This window comes from Persicobacter sp. CCB-QB2 (genome assembly GCF_001274635.1).
Classification (GTDB): Bacteria; Bacteroidota; Bacteroidia; order Cytophagales; family Cyclobacteriaceae; genus Persicobacter; species Persicobacter diffluens.
In genome coordinates this window covers 2,591,836-2,611,504 of sequence record NZ_LBGV01000001.1, presented here as the reverse complement: position 1 = coordinate 2,611,504, position 19,669 = coordinate 2,591,836, and the positions used below count along the sequence as shown (strand labels likewise).

At 40.5% G+C, this 19,669-nt stretch carries 16 protein-coding genes and 1 other RNA gene; 15 read left to right on the top strand and 2 right to left on the bottom strand.

Features of this window, described 5'->3' with window-relative positions:
* Nucleotides 1-100 precede the first annotated feature (100 nt).
* Nucleotides 101-1,072 (top strand): hypothetical protein, encoded by a 972-nt coding sequence (locus NG22_RS11540; protein WP_157601041.1) that lies wholly within the window; start codon nucleotides 101-103, stop codon nucleotides 1,070-1,072.
* A gap of 274 nt (nucleotides 1,073-1,346) precedes the next feature.
* Here NG22_RS11540 and NG22_RS11535 read toward each other — a convergent pair whose 3' ends face one another.
* Nucleotides 1,347-2,093 (bottom strand): RDD family protein, encoded by a 747-nt coding sequence (locus NG22_RS11535; protein ID WP_053405871.1) that lies wholly within the window; start codon nucleotides 2,091-2,093, stop codon nucleotides 1,347-1,349.
* Nucleotides 2,094-2,152: 59 nt separating this feature from the next.
* Here NG22_RS11535 and NG22_RS11530 point away from each other — a divergent pair, with 59 nt between their 5' ends.
* The 9 genes from NG22_RS11530 to NG22_RS11490 all read left to right on the top strand — a co-directional run bounded on the left by NG22_RS11530 (nucleotide 2,153) and on the right by NG22_RS11490 (nucleotide 11,466).
* Nucleotides 2,153-3,190 (top strand): stage II sporulation protein M, encoded by a 1,038-nt coding sequence (locus NG22_RS11530; protein WP_157601039.1) that lies wholly within the window; start codon nucleotides 2,153-2,155, stop codon nucleotides 3,188-3,190.
* On the top strand, nucleotides 3,162-3,947 hold the full coding sequence (locus tag NG22_RS11525; protein ID WP_053405869.1) for a hypothetical protein: 786 nt from the start codon (nucleotides 3,162-3,164) through the stop codon (nucleotides 3,945-3,947). Before NG22_RS11530 ends, NG22_RS11525 begins: the two co-directional genes overlap by 29 nt.
* Nucleotides 3,948-3,983: 36 nt before the next feature.
* A complete protein-coding gene (locus NG22_RS11520) occupies nucleotides 3,984-4,649 on the top strand; it encodes a hypothetical protein (protein ID WP_053405868.1) in 666 nt (221 codons plus the stop codon).
* 1 nt (nucleotide 4,650) lies between these two features.
* A complete protein-coding gene (locus NG22_RS11515) occupies nucleotides 4,651-5,829 on the top strand; it encodes a DUF4350 domain-containing protein (protein ID WP_053405867.1) in 1,179 nt (392 codons plus the stop codon).
* A gap of 2 nt (nucleotides 5,830-5,831) precedes the next feature.
* On the top strand, nucleotides 5,832-6,812 hold the full coding sequence (locus NG22_RS11510; RefSeq protein WP_053405866.1) for a MoxR family ATPase: 981 nt from the start codon (nucleotides 5,832-5,834) through the stop codon (nucleotides 6,810-6,812).
* 14 nt (nucleotides 6,813-6,826) lie between these two features.
* Nucleotides 6,827-8,179 carry a DUF58 domain-containing protein gene (locus NG22_RS11505; RefSeq protein WP_053405865.1) on the top strand — a complete coding sequence of 451 codons (1,353 nt, stop codon included), beginning with the start codon at nucleotides 6,827-6,829 and terminating at the stop codon, nucleotides 8,177-8,179.
* A 490-nt stretch (nucleotides 8,180-8,669) separates the two neighbouring features.
* Nucleotides 8,670-9,074: a transfer-messenger RNA gene (gene ssrA / locus NG22_RS17425) on the top strand.
* A 193-nt stretch (nucleotides 9,075-9,267) separates the two neighbouring features.
* Nucleotides 9,268-10,152, top strand: a complete 885-nt coding sequence (locus NG22_RS11495; protein ID WP_053405863.1) for a hypothetical protein — start codon at nucleotides 9,268-9,270, stop codon at nucleotides 10,150-10,152.
* Between the two features lie 216 nt (nucleotides 10,153-10,368).
* Nucleotides 10,369-11,466, top strand: coding sequence for an ISAs1 family transposase (locus NG22_RS11490; protein ID WP_053405862.1), 1,098 nt, complete (start codon nucleotides 10,369-10,371; stop codon nucleotides 11,464-11,466).
* A gap of 139 nt (nucleotides 11,467-11,605) precedes the next feature.
* Here the strand turns inward: NG22_RS11490 and NG22_RS11485 are convergent, their stop codons facing one another.
* Nucleotides 11,606-13,120, bottom strand: a complete 1,515-nt coding sequence (locus tag NG22_RS11485; protein WP_253275723.1) for a family 16 glycoside hydrolase — start codon at nucleotides 13,118-13,120, stop codon at nucleotides 11,606-11,608.
* 1,209 nt (nucleotides 13,121-14,329) lie between these two features.
* Between NG22_RS11485 and NG22_RS11480 the strand changes: the two genes are divergently transcribed.
* From NG22_RS11480 to NG22_RS11460, 5 genes are all read left to right on the top strand, one after another.
* On the top strand, nucleotides 14,330-15,784 hold the full coding sequence (locus NG22_RS11480) for a hypothetical protein (RefSeq protein WP_157601035.1): 1,455 nt from the start codon (nucleotides 14,330-14,332) through the stop codon (nucleotides 15,782-15,784).
* 7 nt (nucleotides 15,785-15,791) lie between these two features.
* Nucleotides 15,792-16,364 carry a hypothetical protein gene (locus NG22_RS11475; protein ID WP_053405859.1) on the top strand — a complete coding sequence of 191 codons (573 nt, stop codon included), beginning with the start codon at nucleotides 15,792-15,794 and terminating at the stop codon, nucleotides 16,362-16,364.
* 3 nt (nucleotides 16,365-16,367) lie between these two features.
* Nucleotides 16,368-17,162 carry a hypothetical protein gene (locus tag NG22_RS11470; RefSeq protein WP_053405858.1) on the top strand — a complete coding sequence of 265 codons (795 nt, stop codon included), beginning with the start codon at nucleotides 16,368-16,370 and terminating at the stop codon, nucleotides 17,160-17,162.
* Nucleotides 17,163-17,197: 35 nt separating this feature from the next.
* Nucleotides 17,198-18,112 (top strand): hypothetical protein, encoded by a 915-nt coding sequence (locus tag NG22_RS11465; protein WP_216597623.1) that lies wholly within the window; start codon nucleotides 17,198-17,200, stop codon nucleotides 18,110-18,112.
* 81 nt (nucleotides 18,113-18,193) lie between these two features.
* On the top strand, nucleotides 18,194-19,648 hold the full coding sequence (locus NG22_RS11460; RefSeq protein WP_053405856.1) for a hypothetical protein: 1,455 nt from the start codon (nucleotides 18,194-18,196) through the stop codon (nucleotides 19,646-19,648).
* Nucleotides 19,649-19,669 lie beyond the last annotated feature (21 nt).

Here is a 19,669-nt window from a genome sequence, read left to right as displayed (position 1 = left end):
TAGGAGGGGAATCAATTATTTAAAATTTCATGCCTAAGTACCCGAAATTGATTTTTGAAAATTGATTTTCATCAATAGTGTAAGAATAATTTGCGTAGGCGTGGAAATAATATCTAGATTAGCGGCTTTTCTTAAGAGGCTATTTTTTGAGGAAGTAATTTTGTTGTTTGAACATTATAATGGCATGAATCAGTATCATTTTAATCTGATTTTTTTGGAGGATCGGCTTTGGGCGCCTTTTGACCTGTATTTTAAGTTTTTCTGGAAAGTGTGGTTAATTTTAATTACCGGAGCAGCTCCTGTTTTTGTTTTGAGTTTATCAGTAATTCAATTTGGAGGAAAAATAGCTGATTTAGTAGGGAATTTGGATTTGTTAGGAGTTTCAGGTCTTCATGTTGGGGTGGATTTTATTCACATGTTTTGTTTTCTTTCCGGTTATTTGGGGGTGTTTGCCTCTATCATTATAGGGATTTCTCAGGCAAATAGTATTGTTTTTTATTTGGAAGACTATGGTTATTTTCCTTCACTCACACAGAGTTGGAGTCATATGCGGAAGTATTTGGTGATTAATTTTAGTTTGAAAATGAGTCAAATACTTGTACTTCATGTAAGTTTTATTTTGCTGTTTTTCTTTTTTGATTCCTTTGAGCGGGTATTTTATTGGTTTTTTTGTTTTGCATTAGTAGTCGTGACTTTTGGTGTAATTCCGATTTTTTCAATGATTATACCCTTGAATATGGACGGCGACTTTACCTTTATTCAATTATTGAAGGCTGTGTTTAAGTTGTTGAAAGGAAGGTGGTTGAGTACAGTTTCATATTATACTATCATTTTTATGCTGGTGGTATTCTTTTTTTTAGGGGCTTGGATTGCCCTCTTTTTGTTTTTTTCAATCGCCTCTTCTTTTTTTGGTGACCAAATTTTGGGAGAGGTGAAAAACCTTTTTTATTCGATAGGGGCTTTAGTTTGTGGAGCAGCCTTATTTTTCGTTCCTATGGTTCATTACTTGTATCTTAGGGGGCCTGTGACAAAAAAAGATGAATTGGAGGAACTGGTAAACTCGCTGGCTTGATGAATTGGGTATAATTCAGATTGACTCACTTAATTTAGAGTGTTTCGTGATTTGGTTTATGGATAGGGGAAATGGTATCGTTAATTTTAATAAAATAATAGATTTCATCCACCTTTTTTAAATCGGTAATCGAATGATTGGGTAATTATTAGATTGTCGAAAACGGTGTTTTTCGAATTAAACACATATATTTATGTTTTTAGTGAGCAAAAGGTGTTTTTTAAGAAACCTTCTTTATCGTAAGTGTATTAGAAAGTCTTATTTTAATAATTCCCTACATTTTATAAAGGGCCTGATTTTGATCGTAAGCAATTTTCCAGCAATAGAAGTAATAATCCTGAAGAAATTCCTCCAAAAAGTCCGGCTTGGCAAGGGTCTCCTGATCAATATTAAAAACTTTTTTGATTTGCTGCTTCATCCTAAGGTGGATCTGGTGACGTTGGGGAGAATCGGAGGTGAGGTTCACCACCCGCTGTAGAATATTCGCCTGAAGATCCGTCATTAATGCCGCTTCCTGATGGTAGGGCAGGTAGTCGGTTTTGAATTCCGGCATTTTGAAAATTTCCCCGGCCTGCATTTTATCATTGATCACCAAAGTGCCTGCGACCATGTCCCCAAACCGTTTGTTTTTTTTATTGATGCCTGCGGCTAAAATAGCCACTGCGCCTGAAGCGGTATGGATTTCCAAAATCCGGAAGATCCATCGGCTGAAACACTGTCCGGCCGAAAGGCGGTGTCCGTCTTCTGAGATTACCCGAATGCTCATGGCCATTTTGCCCAAGCTTTGGCCGTGAAAAAAAAATTCCATAAGCAGAGAGTAAAATAGTAGCGGGCAGAGCAAAAATATAATGAGAATAAAATTTTCGGAATCAAACAAAGAACCGAAAAGTAAAGAGATTCCTAGGATAATCACCCCAATTACAACCGAGTCAATAATGTATGCGCCTATCCTTGAGCCTATTCCGGCAATTTCATTTGAAATTCCTACTCCCTGAGAGGTGGCAAAATCGAACTGTTCCATGGGGTGGTTTTTTTTGATAAATACTTTAAAAAAATAAATATATCATAAACTTGATATTATTGCAAAATATCGAGAATTTGGACGGTATTTATTTGTTGAGATTAATGAAAGAGGCCACTTTTATATTTAAAAATAGGAAGCATTGGAATAAGCTTAAACGGGTTTTAAAAGAGGAGGAAGGAGCTGATCCGGATCAACTTTCTGAATTGTATGTCCGAACCAATGATGATTTAGCCTATTCCAGAACTTTCTATCCAAAAGGGGAATCCAAGCGTTATTTAAATCAATTATTAAGGGAGCTTCATTATCATATCTATAGAAGTCGTGATGTTGATTTTACTTATTTCATTCGGTATTGGTGGGAGATTTTACCGATGGCGATCGCCAGGCATCCCATCCCTTATCTTACCTCTTTTACCTTTTTTTTCCTGTCCTTTCTGATCGGAATTATTTCAAGCGCCCATGATGGTGAGTTTGTTCGGGTCATTTTAGGGGATAGTTATGTGAACATGACCCTGGATAATATCGCCAACGGGGATCCAATGGCGGTGTATAAGTCTTCCTCAGAGCTAGAAATGGTGAGTGGGATAACGGTCAATAATATTATGGTGAGTTTTAACGCATTTACCGTGGGTATTTTCGCCTGCCTGGGTACCCTGAATATTTTATTCCATAATGGGGTGATGTTAGGGGCTTTTCAGGGATTTCTATTGGACCATATTGATTGGAAAGACTACTTTTTTACCGTTTGGCTACATGGTACTCTGGAGATTTCGGCGATTGTTATTGCCGGAGGGGCAGGGATACAATTGGGAGCCTCCTGGCTTTTTCCCAGAGATAGATCCAGGCTGGATGCCTTGAAAAAAGGAGGGAAATCCGCCCTGGTAGTGATCGTAAGTTTAATCCCGGTTTTTATGATGGCCGGCTTCATTGAGGGAGTGATGACCAGACATACCGAATGGTCTTATTTTCTAAGAGCTGTGATCGTTACCCTATCAGCGGTTTATATCCTAGTAGTATATATTATTAGACCAATATTGATTTTTTTTACCTTAAAAAAACAGGAAGATGAATTTACGACAAGTACGCTCAATTGATCAGCGACTAGATGCTACTTTTTCTTTTTATAAAGAGAATTTTAGTGGATTGCTGAAGATTTACTCCAAGACTTCCCTACCCTTAATTGTATTAGGTGCCTTACTGGGGCTAGGAAATTTTAGTGCTTTAGTGACCGCCTCAGGAGGCGATAATCTGATTAGCCTCATCGCTAGTGTGGGAGGAATTATGGTGAATGTGGGATCGATCATCATGGCTTTACAAACGATAGTGGCGATGATGTTTTATCAAAAAAATGGCACGCTGGGTGATTCGGAAACGGTTTATGCTTATGCCAAAGATGAATTTTGGGCCTATGTTGGAATTTCTATTTTGTTGGGTTTTGGAGTAGTTTTGGGCTTCATGTTTTTAATTATTCCAGGGATATTTTTAGCGGTTGCCTGGTCTGTGGTGCTTCCTGCGAAAATCATTGAGGAATTGGGGATTGGGGCTGCTTTTTCCAAAAGCCGTTATTTGGTGAGGGATAACTGGTGGAATACCTTTGGCTTTTTTATTATTATTGGTCTGATCGTTTGGGTGGTTGGAGTTTTGGCTTCCTTGCCCTTGCTCGCTCAAATGGGTTTGAGCATTTTCTCAGGCATTGAGGTCGGCCTTTGGGCATATGTGTATTATCCCGTGATGACCGTGGTGTCTAATTTAATTAATATGTTAACCATTGTCGGGATGGTGCTGACTTATTATCACCTTTTGGCTATGAAGGAACCAATGGGAATCGAGGATGAAATTTCAAGCTTTTAACAGCCTAAGGGAGTAGAGGCTCCCTTTCTTTTCTATATGTATAGATTATTATTTTTACTATTTATTTTTCCTTTTACGGCAGTGGGGCAGCAGGCTTTCAAACCGGAAACGGTAAAGGAAATCAAGGCGGATGCCTCCTTTCAATATCAGGCGCCAGTCATTCGGGAGCCTACGGCATTAGAAATTTGGTGGGAGGGCCTGAAGGAATATATCGCTGATTTGCTAAGACCAATTGGTAAGGTTGCCTTTCAGCATCCGGTTTCCAAATGGGTTTGGATTGCTCTGGCCCTGGGGATTTTGATATTTCTGGCCTATAAAAGAGACTGGCTGTCTTTATCCCGAAAAGAAGGAACAAAAAAGCGGCGAAAATCTATTGTCCCGCAGCAGTTGCAAATTGATGATGAAGATTTGGAGCATTTGCTTCGAAAGGCTGTGGAGCAGGAGGATTTTAAATCCGCTACCCGCTATTTATATATTAAGAGTTTGAAAATGTTGTCCTTGCGAGCTGTGATTGATTTTCAACAATGGGAAATTCACTCTCAGATAGCCAAACAAATTCCTCAGCTGGACTTGAAGCAAAGCTTCAATGATTTGGGTTATTTTTTCCAATACGTTTGCTATGGCGATTATGAAGCGGATCGGAATACCTATCAAACGGCCCTTGAGGTGTATGTAGAATTTGAAAGAAAATTGAAAAAGTAATATGCCAAAGTCGTTTAAAATAGCCTTACTGTTTTTGATTTTAGGGCTGGGGGTATATTATTATTTCGCTTCCCCCAAGCATGATTGGAGTAAACACTACCTCAACTATAAAAAATCACCCTATGGCACCTATGTCTGGAATCGCCTGCTGGAGGAATGGTATGTAGGTTCCCGGCCTGTTTTCTTTAGAAAGTCGATTTATGAATATGATTTACCAGATGGAGAAGCAAATGTTTTTATGCTGGCTCCCAAGATGGAGCTGGAGAAACACGAGTATTCCAAACTATTAAGAGAAGCTAAAGACGGGAAGCATTTTCTGATTTCCGCCCAGGTAATAAACAATAGCTTTCTGGATACACTAGGTTTGAAAAGTGAGTTTCTGCCGGAGGTGTTGTTCAAGGACTTTTCCGATAAAGTGCAGGGGCTCACTGATTCCTTAAATATTTGTTTGCTGGAGGAGGAGGTGAAGGTCTCCGGAGCAGATTTCGTTCATGCGATTAAAATTAAGGAGGAGTCCTCCATTGATTGGCAAGTTCTGGGGCAGGTAGAGGAAAATCAGCGCTACTTTTTGCTGGAAGGAAAGGTGGGAGACGGGCGTATTATCATTAATATGTTGCCTTGTCTGTTTTCTAATTACCACCTGATTCATGATCGAGAAAGGAAGTTAATCAATGAGCTGGCGAATCATTTTCCACAGGAGCATTGGTACTGGAGCGAATATCAGCTATTAGGGCCCGCCACGGACAAGTCTCCCCTTCAATTTGTGAGGGCTTCGGAAGCCTTAAATGTGGCCTGGAATATTTTGATTGCGACCGCTTTGATCTTCCTGTTTTTGGGAGCACAACGGAGGCAACGCATCCGGAAGCCACATGCTTATAAAACCAATATGAGCAGGGATTATGCGACCACCTTAGCAAAATTGTTTCAGTACAAAAATGCGGAAAGAGCCATTTTTGAGCACCGGAAAAATTATTTAAAAGATTACATCAAGACACATTACTTATTGGATTCTCACGACCGAAATGATTTATACTTTGATGCTTTGGCAGAAAAGAGTGGGCACTCGGAAGTTTTTCTCAGAAGGCTTTGGTATGAGATAGATTTATCTAGAGGAGATACTTCCGCTCCGGACTTTGTGTCACTGAATCAGACAATTAATGAATTTTATAAAAAGAAATAATAATGGATACACCTTCAGTTTTTCAAAATAGATTATACATCTCCGATGTTAGAAATAAAATTCAGGAGATGAAAAGCCAGATAGGGCAAAAGCTAGTGGGGCAGGATAAAGTGGTGGACCTTATGATTATCGCCCTTTTGGCAGATGGACATGTATTGCTGGAAGGTGTGCCTGGTGTAGCAAAAACATTAGCCGCCAAGCTTTTGGCTTCCATGGTGAATGCCGATTTTTCCCGTATTCAGTTTACTCCGGATTTAATGCCTTCAGATGTTTTGGGTACTTCCATCTATAATCAGAAAGAAGGGGTTTTTCAGTTTAAAAAAGGGCCTATTTTCACGAATATGGCTTTGATTGATGAAATCAACCGTGCCCCGGCAAAGACGCAGGCCGCGCTTTTCGAGGTGATGGAAGAGCGACAAATTACTAATGATGGCACTACCTACCCGATGGATTACCCCTTCATGGTTTTAGCCACCCAAAACCCGATTGAGCAAGAAGGAACTTACCCGCTTCCGGAAGCACAGCTGGATCGATTTATGTTCAAGGTTTCGGTGGGGTATCCAACAGCAGAGGAAGAACAGGAGGTTCTGAAGCGGCACCATTTGGGGCAGTTAAGTTCGTCTAATGTGGAGGTGCAGTCGTTTTTTTCGAAAGAAAATTTAAAAGAAATTCGTTCTTTGGTAGAGCAGGTGACCGTGGCCGACAAATTATTCGCCTATATTACCGCGCTGGTGCAGGAATCAAGAAAATCAGCCCAGTTATATTATGGGGCCTCTCCGCGTGCTTCTTTAGCCATTATGAAATCGGCCAAGGTACACGCCATTATGAATGGCCGTGACTTCGTGACGCCGGAAGATGTGATATTTGTGTTTTCCTCCGTGATGAGCCATCGGGTGATGCTGACACCGGAGAAAGAAATGGAAGGGTACACCGTTGAAATGGCCCTTGACCAGATTTTGAAAGCGGTAGAGGCACCACGATAGATATTTCAGGCATCATGATGGAGCGTTTAAATAGTATATGGAAGGAGCTGTATCAGCTCAACTTTAGCATGCGTTTTTATCTGGCGGCGGCTGTGGTGGCTAGTATGAGTGTGCTTGGATTTTGGATAGCTCCCCTGTATTGGTTGAGTCAATTATTATTACTGGCATGGGTTGTTACAACTGTTTTTGAATTCATATTATTATTCTTTACCGGGAATATTCAGGGGGAGCGACAGCTTCCCAATAGGTTTTCGAACGGGGATACTAATCCGGTAAAAGTGAGCTTAAACTCCACTTATCGATTTCCAATCACCCTTCAATGGCAAGATGAAATTCCGGATCAGATTTCGGCGGAAATCCCTCTGCAGCAAGTCGCTTTTTCAAAGCAACAACAGCAGCAATTTCAATATTTATTGCAGCCGGTGGAGCGTGGAGCATATCATTTCGGATACTTAAGAGTCGTGGCTCAGGGCTTTTTAGGCTTAGTGGAAAGGCATTTTAAATTGGCCAGTCCACAGGAAGTGGCCTGTTATCCTTCTTTCGTGCATTTGCGTCAGTATGAATTAATGGCACAGAATACGGCCTTTTCTTTTGGGGGCGTTAAAAAATTCAGAAGAATAGGGCAGCAGAAAGAATTTGATCAAATTCGAGAGTATATCATTGGAGATGATATTCGAAATGTAAACTGGGCAGCCACTGCGCGCAAGGCTGATTTGATGGTGAATCAATATCAGGATGAAAAAGCACAACAGGTGGTCGCACTGATTGATGGTGGTCGAAATATGAAAGCAGCCTTCAATGGTATGGATCTGGTTGATTATGCGATTAATTCCACTTTAGTCTTGTTGAATGTCGCCTATAAGAAAAAGGATTTGGTGGGGCTTCATTGTCATGATCAATCCCAGCGTTCCTGGATAAAACCTTCCAGGCAACCTATGATTATTAATACATTGCAAGAGCAATTGTACAAGTTCAGGCCTTCCTTTGAAGAAACTGATTTTTCCAGCGTTTATACCCACCTGAGAAGGCAGTTGAGTCAGCGGTCGATGGTGTTGCTGTTTACCAACTTTGAAAGTGAGCTTAGCCTGGAACGTCAGTTGCCTTATTTTCGAAAAATGGCCGCCCGGCACCTCCTGGTGGTGGTACTCTTTACCAATACAGAGGTTGAATCCTTTCTGGAGGAAGAAGTGGTGGACGAGTCCGGTGCCTATTTAAGAGGGGTGGTTGAAAAAATGGCCAATGAAAAACAGCTTATGGTGAAAAAATTACGCCAATATGGTATTCACCCGATTCTCACGGCCCCCGAAAACCTGACAGTGAGTGCGCTGAACAAGTATTTGGAGTTTAAGGCAAGGGGGATGATTTAGATGAAGGTATTTAGCCTGGACTATTCATGCTTAAATCCTCGTTTAGCTGTAAGGCGGAAAAAATGAAGTAATAGTTTCCTGTTTCGAGTTTTTTCCAACGAAACAGATGAATGAGGAGAAAGTAAGCTCGCCCAAATTTGGGCAATTGTAATTCAAAGAAAATATGTTTTAAGGGGTTGAAATTAAATCAATTGTGCTGGGTTAATAAATTGGCGGTGAATAATTCGGCTTAGGGGCTGCCTCGCACGCTCGGTCAGGCTCTCGGCAGTCGCTCTGCGGCCGGAAGGTTTTGAAAAAAAATAGTTATTCGGTCTTCCGGCCACAGGAGCTCCAACAACCGGCTTCGCCGCTGCCTCCATCCTTCAGCCAGCACTGGTCCGTACTCTGGCATATCCAAATGCAAAGCTTTTTCGTAAAAATCAATGTGGATTTGCATATTAAGCGGTTTTATCCCATCTTTGCAGTCCATTTTACCATGATGGATCCGATAGGGGTCGATCGGTTTTGACAGGATGAGTCGTTGCGAGTATAAGCATGTCGGGGGAGCGTGTACCTCCGTGATAAATTTACGCACATCATAATTGGCGAGTCTAACTTTGCCATGGCTGCCTAATCATAACTCCTAGAGTATGATAGCAGGCTTTATGCGGTTGAGCTAATAGTTCCCGGGCCACATCCCACCAACTGGGGTTTCTTACGGTTGGATTTGGGGTGTCGTTTATAAGAAAATAGGAGAGGGAGATGCTGCGATCCTAATCCGAATACTAGCAGATAAGACGAACGGTTGGATGTTTTCCTCCTGCCCTCGTTCGAAAATTTAAGTGTAAACTAAGCATGTAGAAGGCTCGACAATCACCTTCTCTGGACGCGAGTTCGATTCTCGCCGACTCCACAATCATTTTCTAAAAACCCCTCTGAGCTACGCTGAGAGGGGTTTTTTATTGTTTTTTTTTGACTTCGACTTTGATGCCCAGTAGCAATTGGATAGACTTGGGTGTCGCATTCAATTTTTGGACTTTTATCCTGTCAATTAAATTTGGAGAAAATGGTTTTTAATTTTCTCATGTATAAGTTGAATATTTGTTTATATGAGCGACGAGCAAAAATTTGACATTAAGAAGTACCGCTTTTATTTATTTAATATCCCCTATTTACTGTTGCCATTGATATTTATTGGTTTAATAATAAATGGAATGTATCAGCACGGGCGTAACAGTTTCGAGGGAAGGGATTATTTCCTTTTGACGGTAAGTGCATTGGTTACCGCATGGGCGGTTTATTGTTTTCGAAAACAAATAAAACAGGTGCCCTCAGTCACATTGACCGCAAAAGGGCTATTGATCGGGCAGGAGGAAATTGATTGGCAAAAAATCGATAAGGTTTTTCTCTGGCAACAGGCATGGTTTAGCTTAGGGATTGTTCCGGTTTTATATCCGGTTATTTATTTCAGCGCTCAAGGGCAGGATTATTATATTTATGTTGATTTTTATAAAAATATTAATTATTTAAAGGCAGTTTTATTGGAAAAGTTTGCAGCTGAGGACTATTGCCCACCTGCGGTCAAAGCAGGAATGCGATATACCTTTACCATGCCCTGGTGGAAAATGAGCAACACTATAATTTTCGGTACCGCTGCCTTATTAAGTTTACTCATATCCATTCCAATGGTGGCTGGATTTTGTAGTGTGGCGGCCTTGATTTTGGTGATTATAAACCTGATGATCAATTGGAATCGATTGATCATTGATGAGTATAAGATCGTAAGAGAAAATCGGATGACAGGGGCCAGAAAGGAAATTTTTCTAAAGGATGTCTGCAATAGCGCTATTTATTTTAATGATAGAATGATGCTTTTGCAGTTAGGGTTGTTGGAAGGGCCTGCTCACTTGATAAATTTGGATGCTGTACCTTTTGATCAACATGAAGAATTATTAGCAGTGTTTAATGCCCATCAGGAGACAAAAGAGGTTTAATCTGAATTTAGTGCTGTCAAATCCATTGAGTTAAGTTGCTTGTTGTTAGCTTGTTGTGTTTTATTAGTTTCTAGTAGCCCGAATTTGGGCAAGCTTGCTTTTACCTCCTTCATCTGCTTTCCTGGACAAAACTTGAAATAGGCAAAATTCCTTACTTTTTCCTAGGGCAAACGCATCAAGTTAAAAACTATTGAGAAATTGGTTTATTTTTGCCCTATGAATACACCCACGACTATTTTTTCAGGAGTAGAAGACCCTCGCCAAGAGTGGAGATGTCTTCATCCATTAGAAAATATCCTTTTTATCGCCTTAGCAACAATGATTTGTAATGGCGAAGATTTTGAAGATATGGTAATTTTCGGAGAGCAAAATTATGAATGGCTAGCCGAGTGCCTTGATTTATCGAATGGTATCCCATCTCATGATACCTTTAATCGAGTTCTACAAAGATTACGACCAGACTCATTGCTGAATAGTCTCAAAGAAGATGGGCAACAATTACTGGACGTTGTAAATGAAAAGCAGGTGATTTTAGATGGGAAAAAATTAAGGGGAGTTTCTCCAAATCAAAAAGGGAATAAAGGTTTATACATATTAAGTGCTTGGGTTGGTGAAAATAATATTTGCATAGGCCAACAAAAGGTTAAAAATAAAAGCAACGAAATTACAGCCATTCCTGAATTACTTGATAGCATAGAATTGGCCGGCGCTACGGTGAGTATTGATGCGATAGGGTGTCAAAGGGAGATTGCTCAAAAAATAACACAAGATTGTGATGCTCAATACTTTCTTTCGCTTAAAAAAAACCAGAGGAACAGTTATCAGATTGTTGAAGATGCATTCCGCTTCCACAATCCTAGCAAATTTGACTTAATGATTGAAGAAGGGCATGGAAGAAAAGAAGAACGTAAATGCACTATAATTTCAATGGCATCTTTGCCGGAAGAGGAGCAATTAACTGGTTGGGAAGGGCTAAAAAATATTGTTAAGATTGAGAGTAATCGAAATGTTAAAGGGAAGGAAAGTAAGCAGGTTAGATTCTACATGAGTTCTGAAGAAATTTCAGATCCAAAATACTACAATTTATTGGCAAGAGGACATTGGAGCATAGAGAATCAACTGCACTGGCATTTGGATGTGACATTTAATGAGGATGCTTGTAGAGCCAGAAAGGATCATTCCGCTGAAAACTTAAATATCCTCCGAAAAATCGCACTGCAGAGAATTTCTAGAATGGATGATAAACTCAGTAAGAAAAAGAGGAGATACAAGGCTTCAATGGATCATAACTACCTTATATCCATCATCTCCTGATGCGTTTGCCCTAACTTTTTCCCGTCTAGCAACCAAACGGGGGTTTGAGCATTCATAATTCGGGATAAGAGGGCAGCTTGTTAAATCCTACCGTTTTTTTTGATGACTTGTGATGAAGAGTAGGGCTGAGCAGGGCTGGTCAGAAAGAAGAGTTCGGACGAGATGTGGCTTGATTGAGCTCCCGGATTTCAATTTGCTTAAAACGGATCGTACCGGAAGGATTTTGCGGTAACTGCAGGGCGATATGTCCTTGCTGATAAATCTTTAGCTTTTTATAGATTTTAGAATCTAAAACGTCCGTTCCGTCATAGTTGGCGATCAGGTGATTATTGAGGTAAGTCCTGATCCGATTGCCGGTACAGACAATTCGTAGATCGTTCCACGAAAGAACACCTTCCGGCTCAAAGTATACCGCATTAGTAGCTTTGCAGTCCTCTTTCGTAATGTGATGATCCGCCAGTTCCGGATACAGCCATCGGCGATGTTCATCGGCTTCATCACAGATCAGTCCATTTTTCCAAGAGGAAGTAGCCGCGATATCAATCCGTGGGCCCTTCATTTGGGGAGTACTATTTGCTTTACCTTTTGCGTTTTCGTCCCATCGGCTTCTGATGTACACACCACTATTGTTCCCCCTCCTAGATTGAAATTGGAGGCGTAACTCAAAGTGGCTGTAGCTTTTGGTGGTTTGCAGACAGATGGGCGCGTGTGCTTCGAAAGTATGACCAACGATGGCCCCCTGTTCTACTGACCAATATTGCTTTTCACCTTGATCCCCTTTTATTTCCCAGCCTTCCAGATCACTTCCGTTAAATAGGGCCTGCCAATCATGTTGGATGGAAAATCGCTCAATGGTTGCCAGGTTCCCACCTCCCTTATTAGGACTGCCGGCGGCAAAATAGATGTCCCCCTGGTGCAGGATAGCGGAAGACCCGTGTCTGCCGGTGAGCATCGGCGCATATTCGGTCCATTCCCCAGTAGTCAGATTTAAGGCCTGTGTTTTTTGCGTGGCAATCGGAGCAGCGGACTCTCCGCCCATATAGATAATCTGATCCTCGAAAACCACCACGCCCGCGGCGGCAGTGGGATAAGGTAATTTTTCAGCAAGGGAATACCATCGTTGCTGTTTGAAATCATAAACATCTACTGTCGCCTCCGTTGCGTCGAAAAAGGCACCAAATTGATCTGGCAGATGATGGCTGGTATTGCGCCCTCCTATGCAATACAATTTATCGGTAGCAATAACGACTGAAAAATGATCGCGGATATGCGGGGCTTTGGTCAGTACTTCCCATGAGCCTGTTTTCGGATCATACACATCGAAATAGTTGTTGGTGCCACTGGTATGCCCGAGCTCAATGCCACATACCAGGTATATTTTGTCCTGATACAGCACCGCCCCAGCCCCACCTCTTCTCCGATCTTCTGGAATGGCATGGCCTTTTTCCCAAACATCGGTGGCTGGGTAGTATTTCCAGACGTGGCTCAGTGGCTCCTCTTTGGGGTACTTTCCCGTCATAGCACCCACCAGATAAATGGCATCACCATAGCTCACGGCCTGGAAATGATGAATCTCCATTGGGGCTTTGCATTTGGTTTCCCATTGCTGCTTTTCAGGATCAAATACATCCACCGGTTGTACCCCCCCGACCACCAAGCAGATAAAACTTCCCTTTATGGGCTACGAAAGAAGCTTCATGACGTGCCGAGCATTTTCCTTTGGCTTCAATGGAGGTCCAACGCCCTTGTGATAGCGTGTTTTGAGCAAAAGTGTTTGCGACGGTAAAAAAGAACAAGATTAAAAATACAAATCGATACATCGTGCTATTCGGTTAAAAAATGTGTTTGATAGAAAGTGTAATTCACTAAGGGTTTGTGAGATAATGGCTTCATTTTCAGCGACTTTTCCCTTCTATCTTTGTTGGTGGTTCGGTGTCTTTATACTTGTTTTGAGCGTATTTAAAAGCCATAATCTGTGGCAAAAATTTGATTATTACAGTCGCGGTACAAGATTACTTTGGGAAGATAGCATCGCTATTGTTAAGAAATTATCCAAAATCGCTTCCAATAATTCGAATTTGCAGTCGGTTGGTTCGCTTTTAAACACAATTTAAGGTTTTCTAAACGCGAAATTAGGTTTAGTGTTAAACAAAGCTATTGAGTGTTGTCAAGTGTCTTTAGCGCGATTTTTCTTAATTAAGGACCGGTAAGAAGAAGATTTGGTCTTGGTTAGGATGAGTAGGGAGTGGTCATTGGATGAGGGTGCTTAGGTTAAGTTGTTGATTTGTAAGTGTTTGTAGTTGTTTTTTCTTGCTAAAGGTACTTTGCGTATACTGGAATTAAATTTGAAAGAGGTTGGAACCAGTCTCTCGTTTTTTGGTGTTGGTTCTGTGGCATTTTGAGATATTTTTAAATATTTGGCATTTTTTAAGGGGGAAGTTGAATTTTTTGGAGTTTAGTCGGGAATGTAAAAAGGGTTTTGTTTGAATTAGAAGGACTATTGTAAGTGGGAATTAAGGACTTTTAGTATCTTTTTTTAAAAAAACGTTACATCTTGGTTAAAATGATTGAATTTAAACAAAACAGTTTATTTTTAAATAAAAATTATAAATATTTTGACCTGGTATTGGTTGCGTTATATAAAAAACACTTATAGTTGAATAAAACATTTGATTTTAGATCATTAATTGTGCCATTTAGGGAGGAAATAGGTTCATTTATAGATTGATTTTCTTCATGCTTCTTCTATTACTATACTTTTTATAGGATTAAATAGTCCGCCAAAAATTAATAGGTTTGCCTCCGATTCGTCAACATCCCATTAACCTTTTGTATGCACGCTTTTAAAGCAATCTTTAATTTTTTGTTAATCCTTAGCCTGATGGTTTTGGCCGCATGTATTCCTCCAAGGGAAGATATGGCGGAGGAGGGAGGATTACAGCTTAGTTTTGATCTTTTTGAGGATAATTCAAGGCTAAAAAATCTTTCCCTGAGTGAGGTGGAAGCGGTTATTTTTGAATTTTCTAAATTTGAGAATAATGATTTATTCGGTAATGAAAAGCTGGTGGGTTTATCGGCTTACTTTCAAAATGGCCGGGTTTTATCGAATAAGTTATTGTTAGCAAAGGGTGATTATACTATTTCAAGGGCATTTCTTTTGAATGATGAAGCGGCATTTGATTTTAATGCTGCAAAGGTTTTGGACCCTAATGCTGTGGTTGGAATAGTGCCCATATCGGAAGGGGTATTGCCATTGAGCTTTTCCATTAGCGGAAATGATATTTACTCCAAGGAATTGCCCTTTATGAACGCAAAAGGAATTAATCTGGAGGATGTGGGGTATGGTGATTTTACCGGACAGGATAATTCTTCCGATTTTAGATTGGTGATCACAGAGTTTAAACTGAGTACTTTCAATAATTCCTCCGGCTTCGATTTGAACATAGCAGCGGCACATTTCAATATTGACTATGTAGTGGCGGGGCAACAGTTCAATGTTATTGACAAGTCTTTTGAATGGGGAATGGCTAATTTTTATGTTCCAAATGATGCCGAATTTTTGAATGTGTCCCTCGATTTTTCGGCCTGTGTGGACTGTCAATCTACTTTTGAATATTTTAATTATCTGAGGAACAGAGGGGAAGGTTATGGGGAGCAGATTGGTTCGGGTTTACCTTCTGGAAATACTATTTCTTTTAGATTTGATTTGTCCACCGCTGGAGCAGAGGAAGATTTGTGGTTTTTAAGCATTTTGAATAGTTGTCCTGCTTGTGAGTTAGACGAATGTTCTCTGATGCGTTTAAATCAGGTCTCGGATGAGTATGAGACCGGGGATCAGGTTACTACTCAGGCGGATTCATACCATTTTACTCTTTGTGATGGAAGGAGTTTTTATTGGTTGTGGGAGAAGAATACTCATTTTACAGATACACCTCCCTCGGTCAGATTTAACTCTCAAACAGAGACCGATGATCAACTTTGGGGGCAAAGGGGGCGCTCCATCTATTACTGTTTAGCAGAGACTTCTGATTGGGAATTTAAAGGAATATGTGTGGGGGATCTCTCAAAGGTGAATTGGTCCCTTGATATAGAAGAATGGCCGTACCGATACCAGACGGAGCCGAGTCTGTGGGTAACTTATGTGTATGATTTCGGCGATTACCAAAAAGGTGAAATAGTTCACTATAACGGATTTGTCTATATCGCCACTCAGGATATACCTAATGAAGGAAGTGCCGGAGATAGTAGTAATAATCGCCCGGACAGGCATTCAGGCTGGAAGCAATTAACAACCTATACCACCAACATTAGCTGCTGATATTTTTATGAAAATTAGATATTTTATATTGTTCGTTCTGTTCTTTTCCGGATTAACAGAATTGTTGGCAGCCGCCCCGCCGAGGAGAAGTTATAACCGAAATCGGCGATCTTTGAAAAGTTCTTTGGTGTTTGTGGGCATGCAATACACTACTGATCATAAGTTTGGTGCGCAGGTGTATTTTCCTTTGTCTACAGGCAGATATGGTCGAAATCAGGATTTTGGAATGGGATTAACCGGACGAATGAGTCAGGTGACAAAGGGAGCAGAAACAGTGATAAAGGCTGATATGCTGGTGAATTTTGGCTATAAAGTAGTAAAGGGTATTCATGTGGTGGTTTCCCCCGGAATTCAAACGAAGGCGACTTATGAAAAAGGTTTTATGGCGCATCCGGACTATCCTGAAATAGAAGTGCCCTATACAGATTTCAAAAGTGCCTATACTTATGCCATTGAGGCCGGTCTGATGTATGAACTGAATGACTGGAACAGAAGCAGAAGAGGCCGAACCCCGGTTTATTTGTATACCGGTTACCATATTTTCAATGGATTTACCTTTGGAGCTGGTTTAACTTTTTAGAATATGAGGTTAAAATATATATTTTATATTGCGTTTTTTTTACTGGTTTCTTGTAAGCAGGAAGAATTGTTTTATCCCCAGTCGCCTGATTGTCAGTATACTTTTTTTATTGATGAGGAAGATTATAGTTGGGTAAATCAGGTGGCTTATGCTGTTATTCAGTCTGAGGGTTCGGATAAAATATTGGCGCAAAAGTTATTGGCCCATCCTACGGATACCAGTGTAGTGGTACCTTATTCTAAAGGGCTGATTGGCCCTAGCGAGCTCTTTAAGGTGGAGTTAATGAGTGAACATGGAATGGTGGTGGCTGCCATCCCCATGGATTCTGCCAAACTGGCGCCATATGTGCGTGACCCTCTGCCCTACGGGATTGTAAGGAGTTTTAATCAACAATATTCGGAAGTGCTAGAAGTAGTTTTGGCCAATGGTTTTACGGAAGCTGATTTTGGATATGCGGGTTGGGGAATCAGCATTGTTGAACGCACAGACTTTACCATTACCGCCTCCCTGATTGATGATAAGGGAGTTTGGATTCCGGTAAGTGGAACCATCAGGATTGAGAATGAAGAGGGCGCTATTTTAGTAGAGCAGAAAGGTTTAGATAGCGGATTTTCTAAAATAGGAGTACCTAAAGGAACCATGACAACCATATTTTTCACGCCGGATGACCAAAATCTAAAAGTGGAAAAAGCAAGATTGGTTTTGGATCAGGGGCAATACCTGAACCTGGATTATCCCATTGAGAGGATACATGATCAAAACGATATTATCGATATTATATTTTCAAAAATCAATTAATTTTTATGCAAAACTTAACAGCAAAATTATTGACGTTGCTACTGGTAGTAGCAGGTCTGTTTTCTTGTAAATCCACTGAGGATGAATTGGTAGGGAATGGGGAGATTACATTTAATTCCGCTTTGCACTCGAATCATACCACTGCACGTGTATCTGGTATTTCTGCGGAGGTGTTGCCACAGGTAAATACCATGGAGGTGATTTACGAAATTGGAGGAACACCGACAACCCTTACCTTTACCATGGATTCAGACTTGTATCCTGGTGCAGGAACTGCTTTTGTGACAACAGATAAGGTTGCTTTTGCCGACGGGACGAGCATCGAGATTACAGAGGTGAAATTATATGGAGATGCTGCTTATGATCTAATATCAGGAACAAAGGATACTAATGCTAATGATTTATTGGCTATTACCCCTTTAACTGGGTCAAATCTAGCCAACTGGACTGCAAACTTAACACCGGCCTCAGGTGTAGATCCTGCTGAATTTGTGACCGAACTTCCGGCTACATTTGTTGTCAATGCGAATGAGTTGTTAAATATTGAATTCGCTGCGGTAGACGTGCGAGGAAATAGTGCTACAGATTTCGGCTATATGAACGGTATTATCCATGAGGGTAATATTGTGAGGCGCAATGATTTTCAAATTTCAACTACAACCTTAGATGCAACAGGGAAGTGGGTTCCGGTTGCAGGTACTTTGAAAATTGAAGATTCCGTTTCAGGAGCCGTTTATTTTGAAGAAGATGAAACCAGTTCATTCTATACTAATGGATTCTGGAAGATTGGTATTCCTGAAGGCAAAACAGTGACGGTTTCTTTTGATGGCGGAACAATTGCCAAGATCAATTACCATGGAAAAGCAGATAGCCCTAGTACGCAACCAACTGTTGTTACTAATCCATTAACTCCTGGTGATAACGACGTATTCGACATCATCTGTCAATAATTAATATTTAAATAGCATGAATATACACCCTATTCCTGGGGTGTATATTTCTATTTTTTCACTAAAATTAAATTCATACCAATGATAAGATCGGTCTTTTCTTTTCTCTTACTGACCCTCCTTTTCATCAGTTGTCATATCGATGAGCAATCCCCTTTAAACTCTAAGGGAGAAATGTCTCTAACGATGAAGCTGGATCTGCATGAAAACGGCCGGCAGGCTGCGGTAGCCATGGTGGAGGAAAACGGATCCATTGTGTATGAAATAGCCCCTTGTTTAAATGGGGATTGTAGTAGTATCGGTGACAACGTTAAATATACGGTTGACGCTTATATTTATTCGGATGGCAGTATTGCTTCAGAAAAACTATTATTACCGGTCGGTGATTATGTGATTAATTCTTGTGCATTAATTAATAGTCAGGGCGATTTTATTGGATATGTCCCGATTGAGGGTAAGGATGTCCCGGATGATTATGTGGGAGATCCCTGTCCTATTCAATTTACCATTTCGGCCAATAGTATTGTTCCTGTAGATATCTATTTTGTTTTAACCAGCACAGCGGGAGGAAGCCTGACTGATATAGGCTATGAGCATATTGATGGAGTGCTGGGGAGTTATAATAAACTGTATTTGGAGATTGCCAGAATGATCCCTGTGAACGGAGATAAAAGTGACCAATATATTAATAAAGCATATGCCGGATCCTTTTCGATAGCTCATTCCGGAAATATACTGATTAGTGATTATACGGTCACTAATGGTCTGGCTGTCATTTTATTACCGGATGATTATTTAGGGGAGGATTTAGATATTACAGTTGAGTATGTTCCGGTCGCGAAAACTTCGGAGGATGATACTTTTGTATACAAAAAGGATAGTGATCCCAATTCGGATGCAGTGGGTGCTTTAATAAGTTCTCAAACCGTTAGTGTGGGAGGGAATTATGAGACGTCCTATCAGTTCACGGATTTTCAACCTGAGGATTGGTTCATGACCCTGATCAATCCATATCTGATTATTGTGGTGCCTCCGGAGGATTGTCCAGATCTGTGGATGGATAAGACAGATTATACGAGAGGCGATTTAGTTTCCGTACGTCAACGATTATATTCTGATGATTATAATCAGTGGGAAAGTTATTCGGAGGTTACTTTTACCTGGATTTGTTTGGAAAGCCATAAGTCAAAAGGAAGTGATATTCACCCGGACAATAACACTTCTCTTTCCAGAGATAATTATGTGAAACTTTTAACCGAGAATAATGCTAATCGTCCGAATATAAATTATGATAACAATACCAGGCATGTAGTTTATCACTATGATAAGTGGTTGTTATTAGGGATATGTGAAGGAGCATGGCCAAATAAATTACAATTATGGACTTCCGGAAGCTATTTTGCACAGGATCAATTAGTGCAGTATACCTCTAATGGTTCTAGAAATGTATATCAATCTATACTGGAGTTAACCGGGAATTATACCAACTTAAAACCTGATGAAACCCCCTTATGGAATTATATAGGCACCTATTAAATAAATGCCTTCAAAAAAAAA

Coding starts and splice junctions, on each gene's coding strand:
- NG22_RS11510 (WP_053405866.1), top strand. CDS start 5,832: ATGGATACACCTTCAGTTTTTCAAAATAGATTATACATCTCCGATGTT.
- NG22_RS11525 (WP_053405869.1), top strand. CDS start 3,162: ATGAATTTACGACAAGTACGCTCAATTGATCAGCGACTAGATGCTACT.
- NG22_RS11470 (WP_053405858.1), top strand. CDS start 16,368: ATGAGGTTAAAATATATATTTTATATTGCGTTTTTTTTACTGGTTTCT.
- NG22_RS11505 (WP_053405865.1), top strand. CDS start 6,827: ATGATGGAGCGTTTAAATAGTATATGGAAGGAGCTGTATCAGCTCAAC.
- NG22_RS11515 (WP_053405867.1), top strand. CDS start 4,651: ATGCCAAAGTCGTTTAAAATAGCCTTACTGTTTTTGATTTTAGGGCTG.
- NG22_RS11520 (WP_053405868.1), top strand. CDS start 3,984: ATGTATAGATTATTATTTTTACTATTTATTTTTCCTTTTACGGCAGTG.
- NG22_RS11535 (WP_053405871.1), bottom strand. CDS start 2,093: ATGGAACAGTTCGATTTTGCCACCTCTCAGGGAGTAGGAATTTCAAAT.
- NG22_RS11460 (WP_053405856.1), top strand. CDS start 18,194: ATGATAAGATCGGTCTTTTCTTTTCTCTTACTGACCCTCCTTTTCATC.
- NG22_RS11490 (WP_053405862.1), top strand. CDS start 10,369: ATGAATACACCCACGACTATTTTTTCAGGAGTAGAAGACCCTCGCCAA.
- NG22_RS11495 (WP_053405863.1), top strand. CDS start 9,268: ATGAGCGACGAGCAAAAATTTGACATTAAGAAGTACCGCTTTTATTTA.
- NG22_RS11475 (WP_053405859.1), top strand. CDS start 15,792: ATGAAAATTAGATATTTTATATTGTTCGTTCTGTTCTTTTCCGGATTA.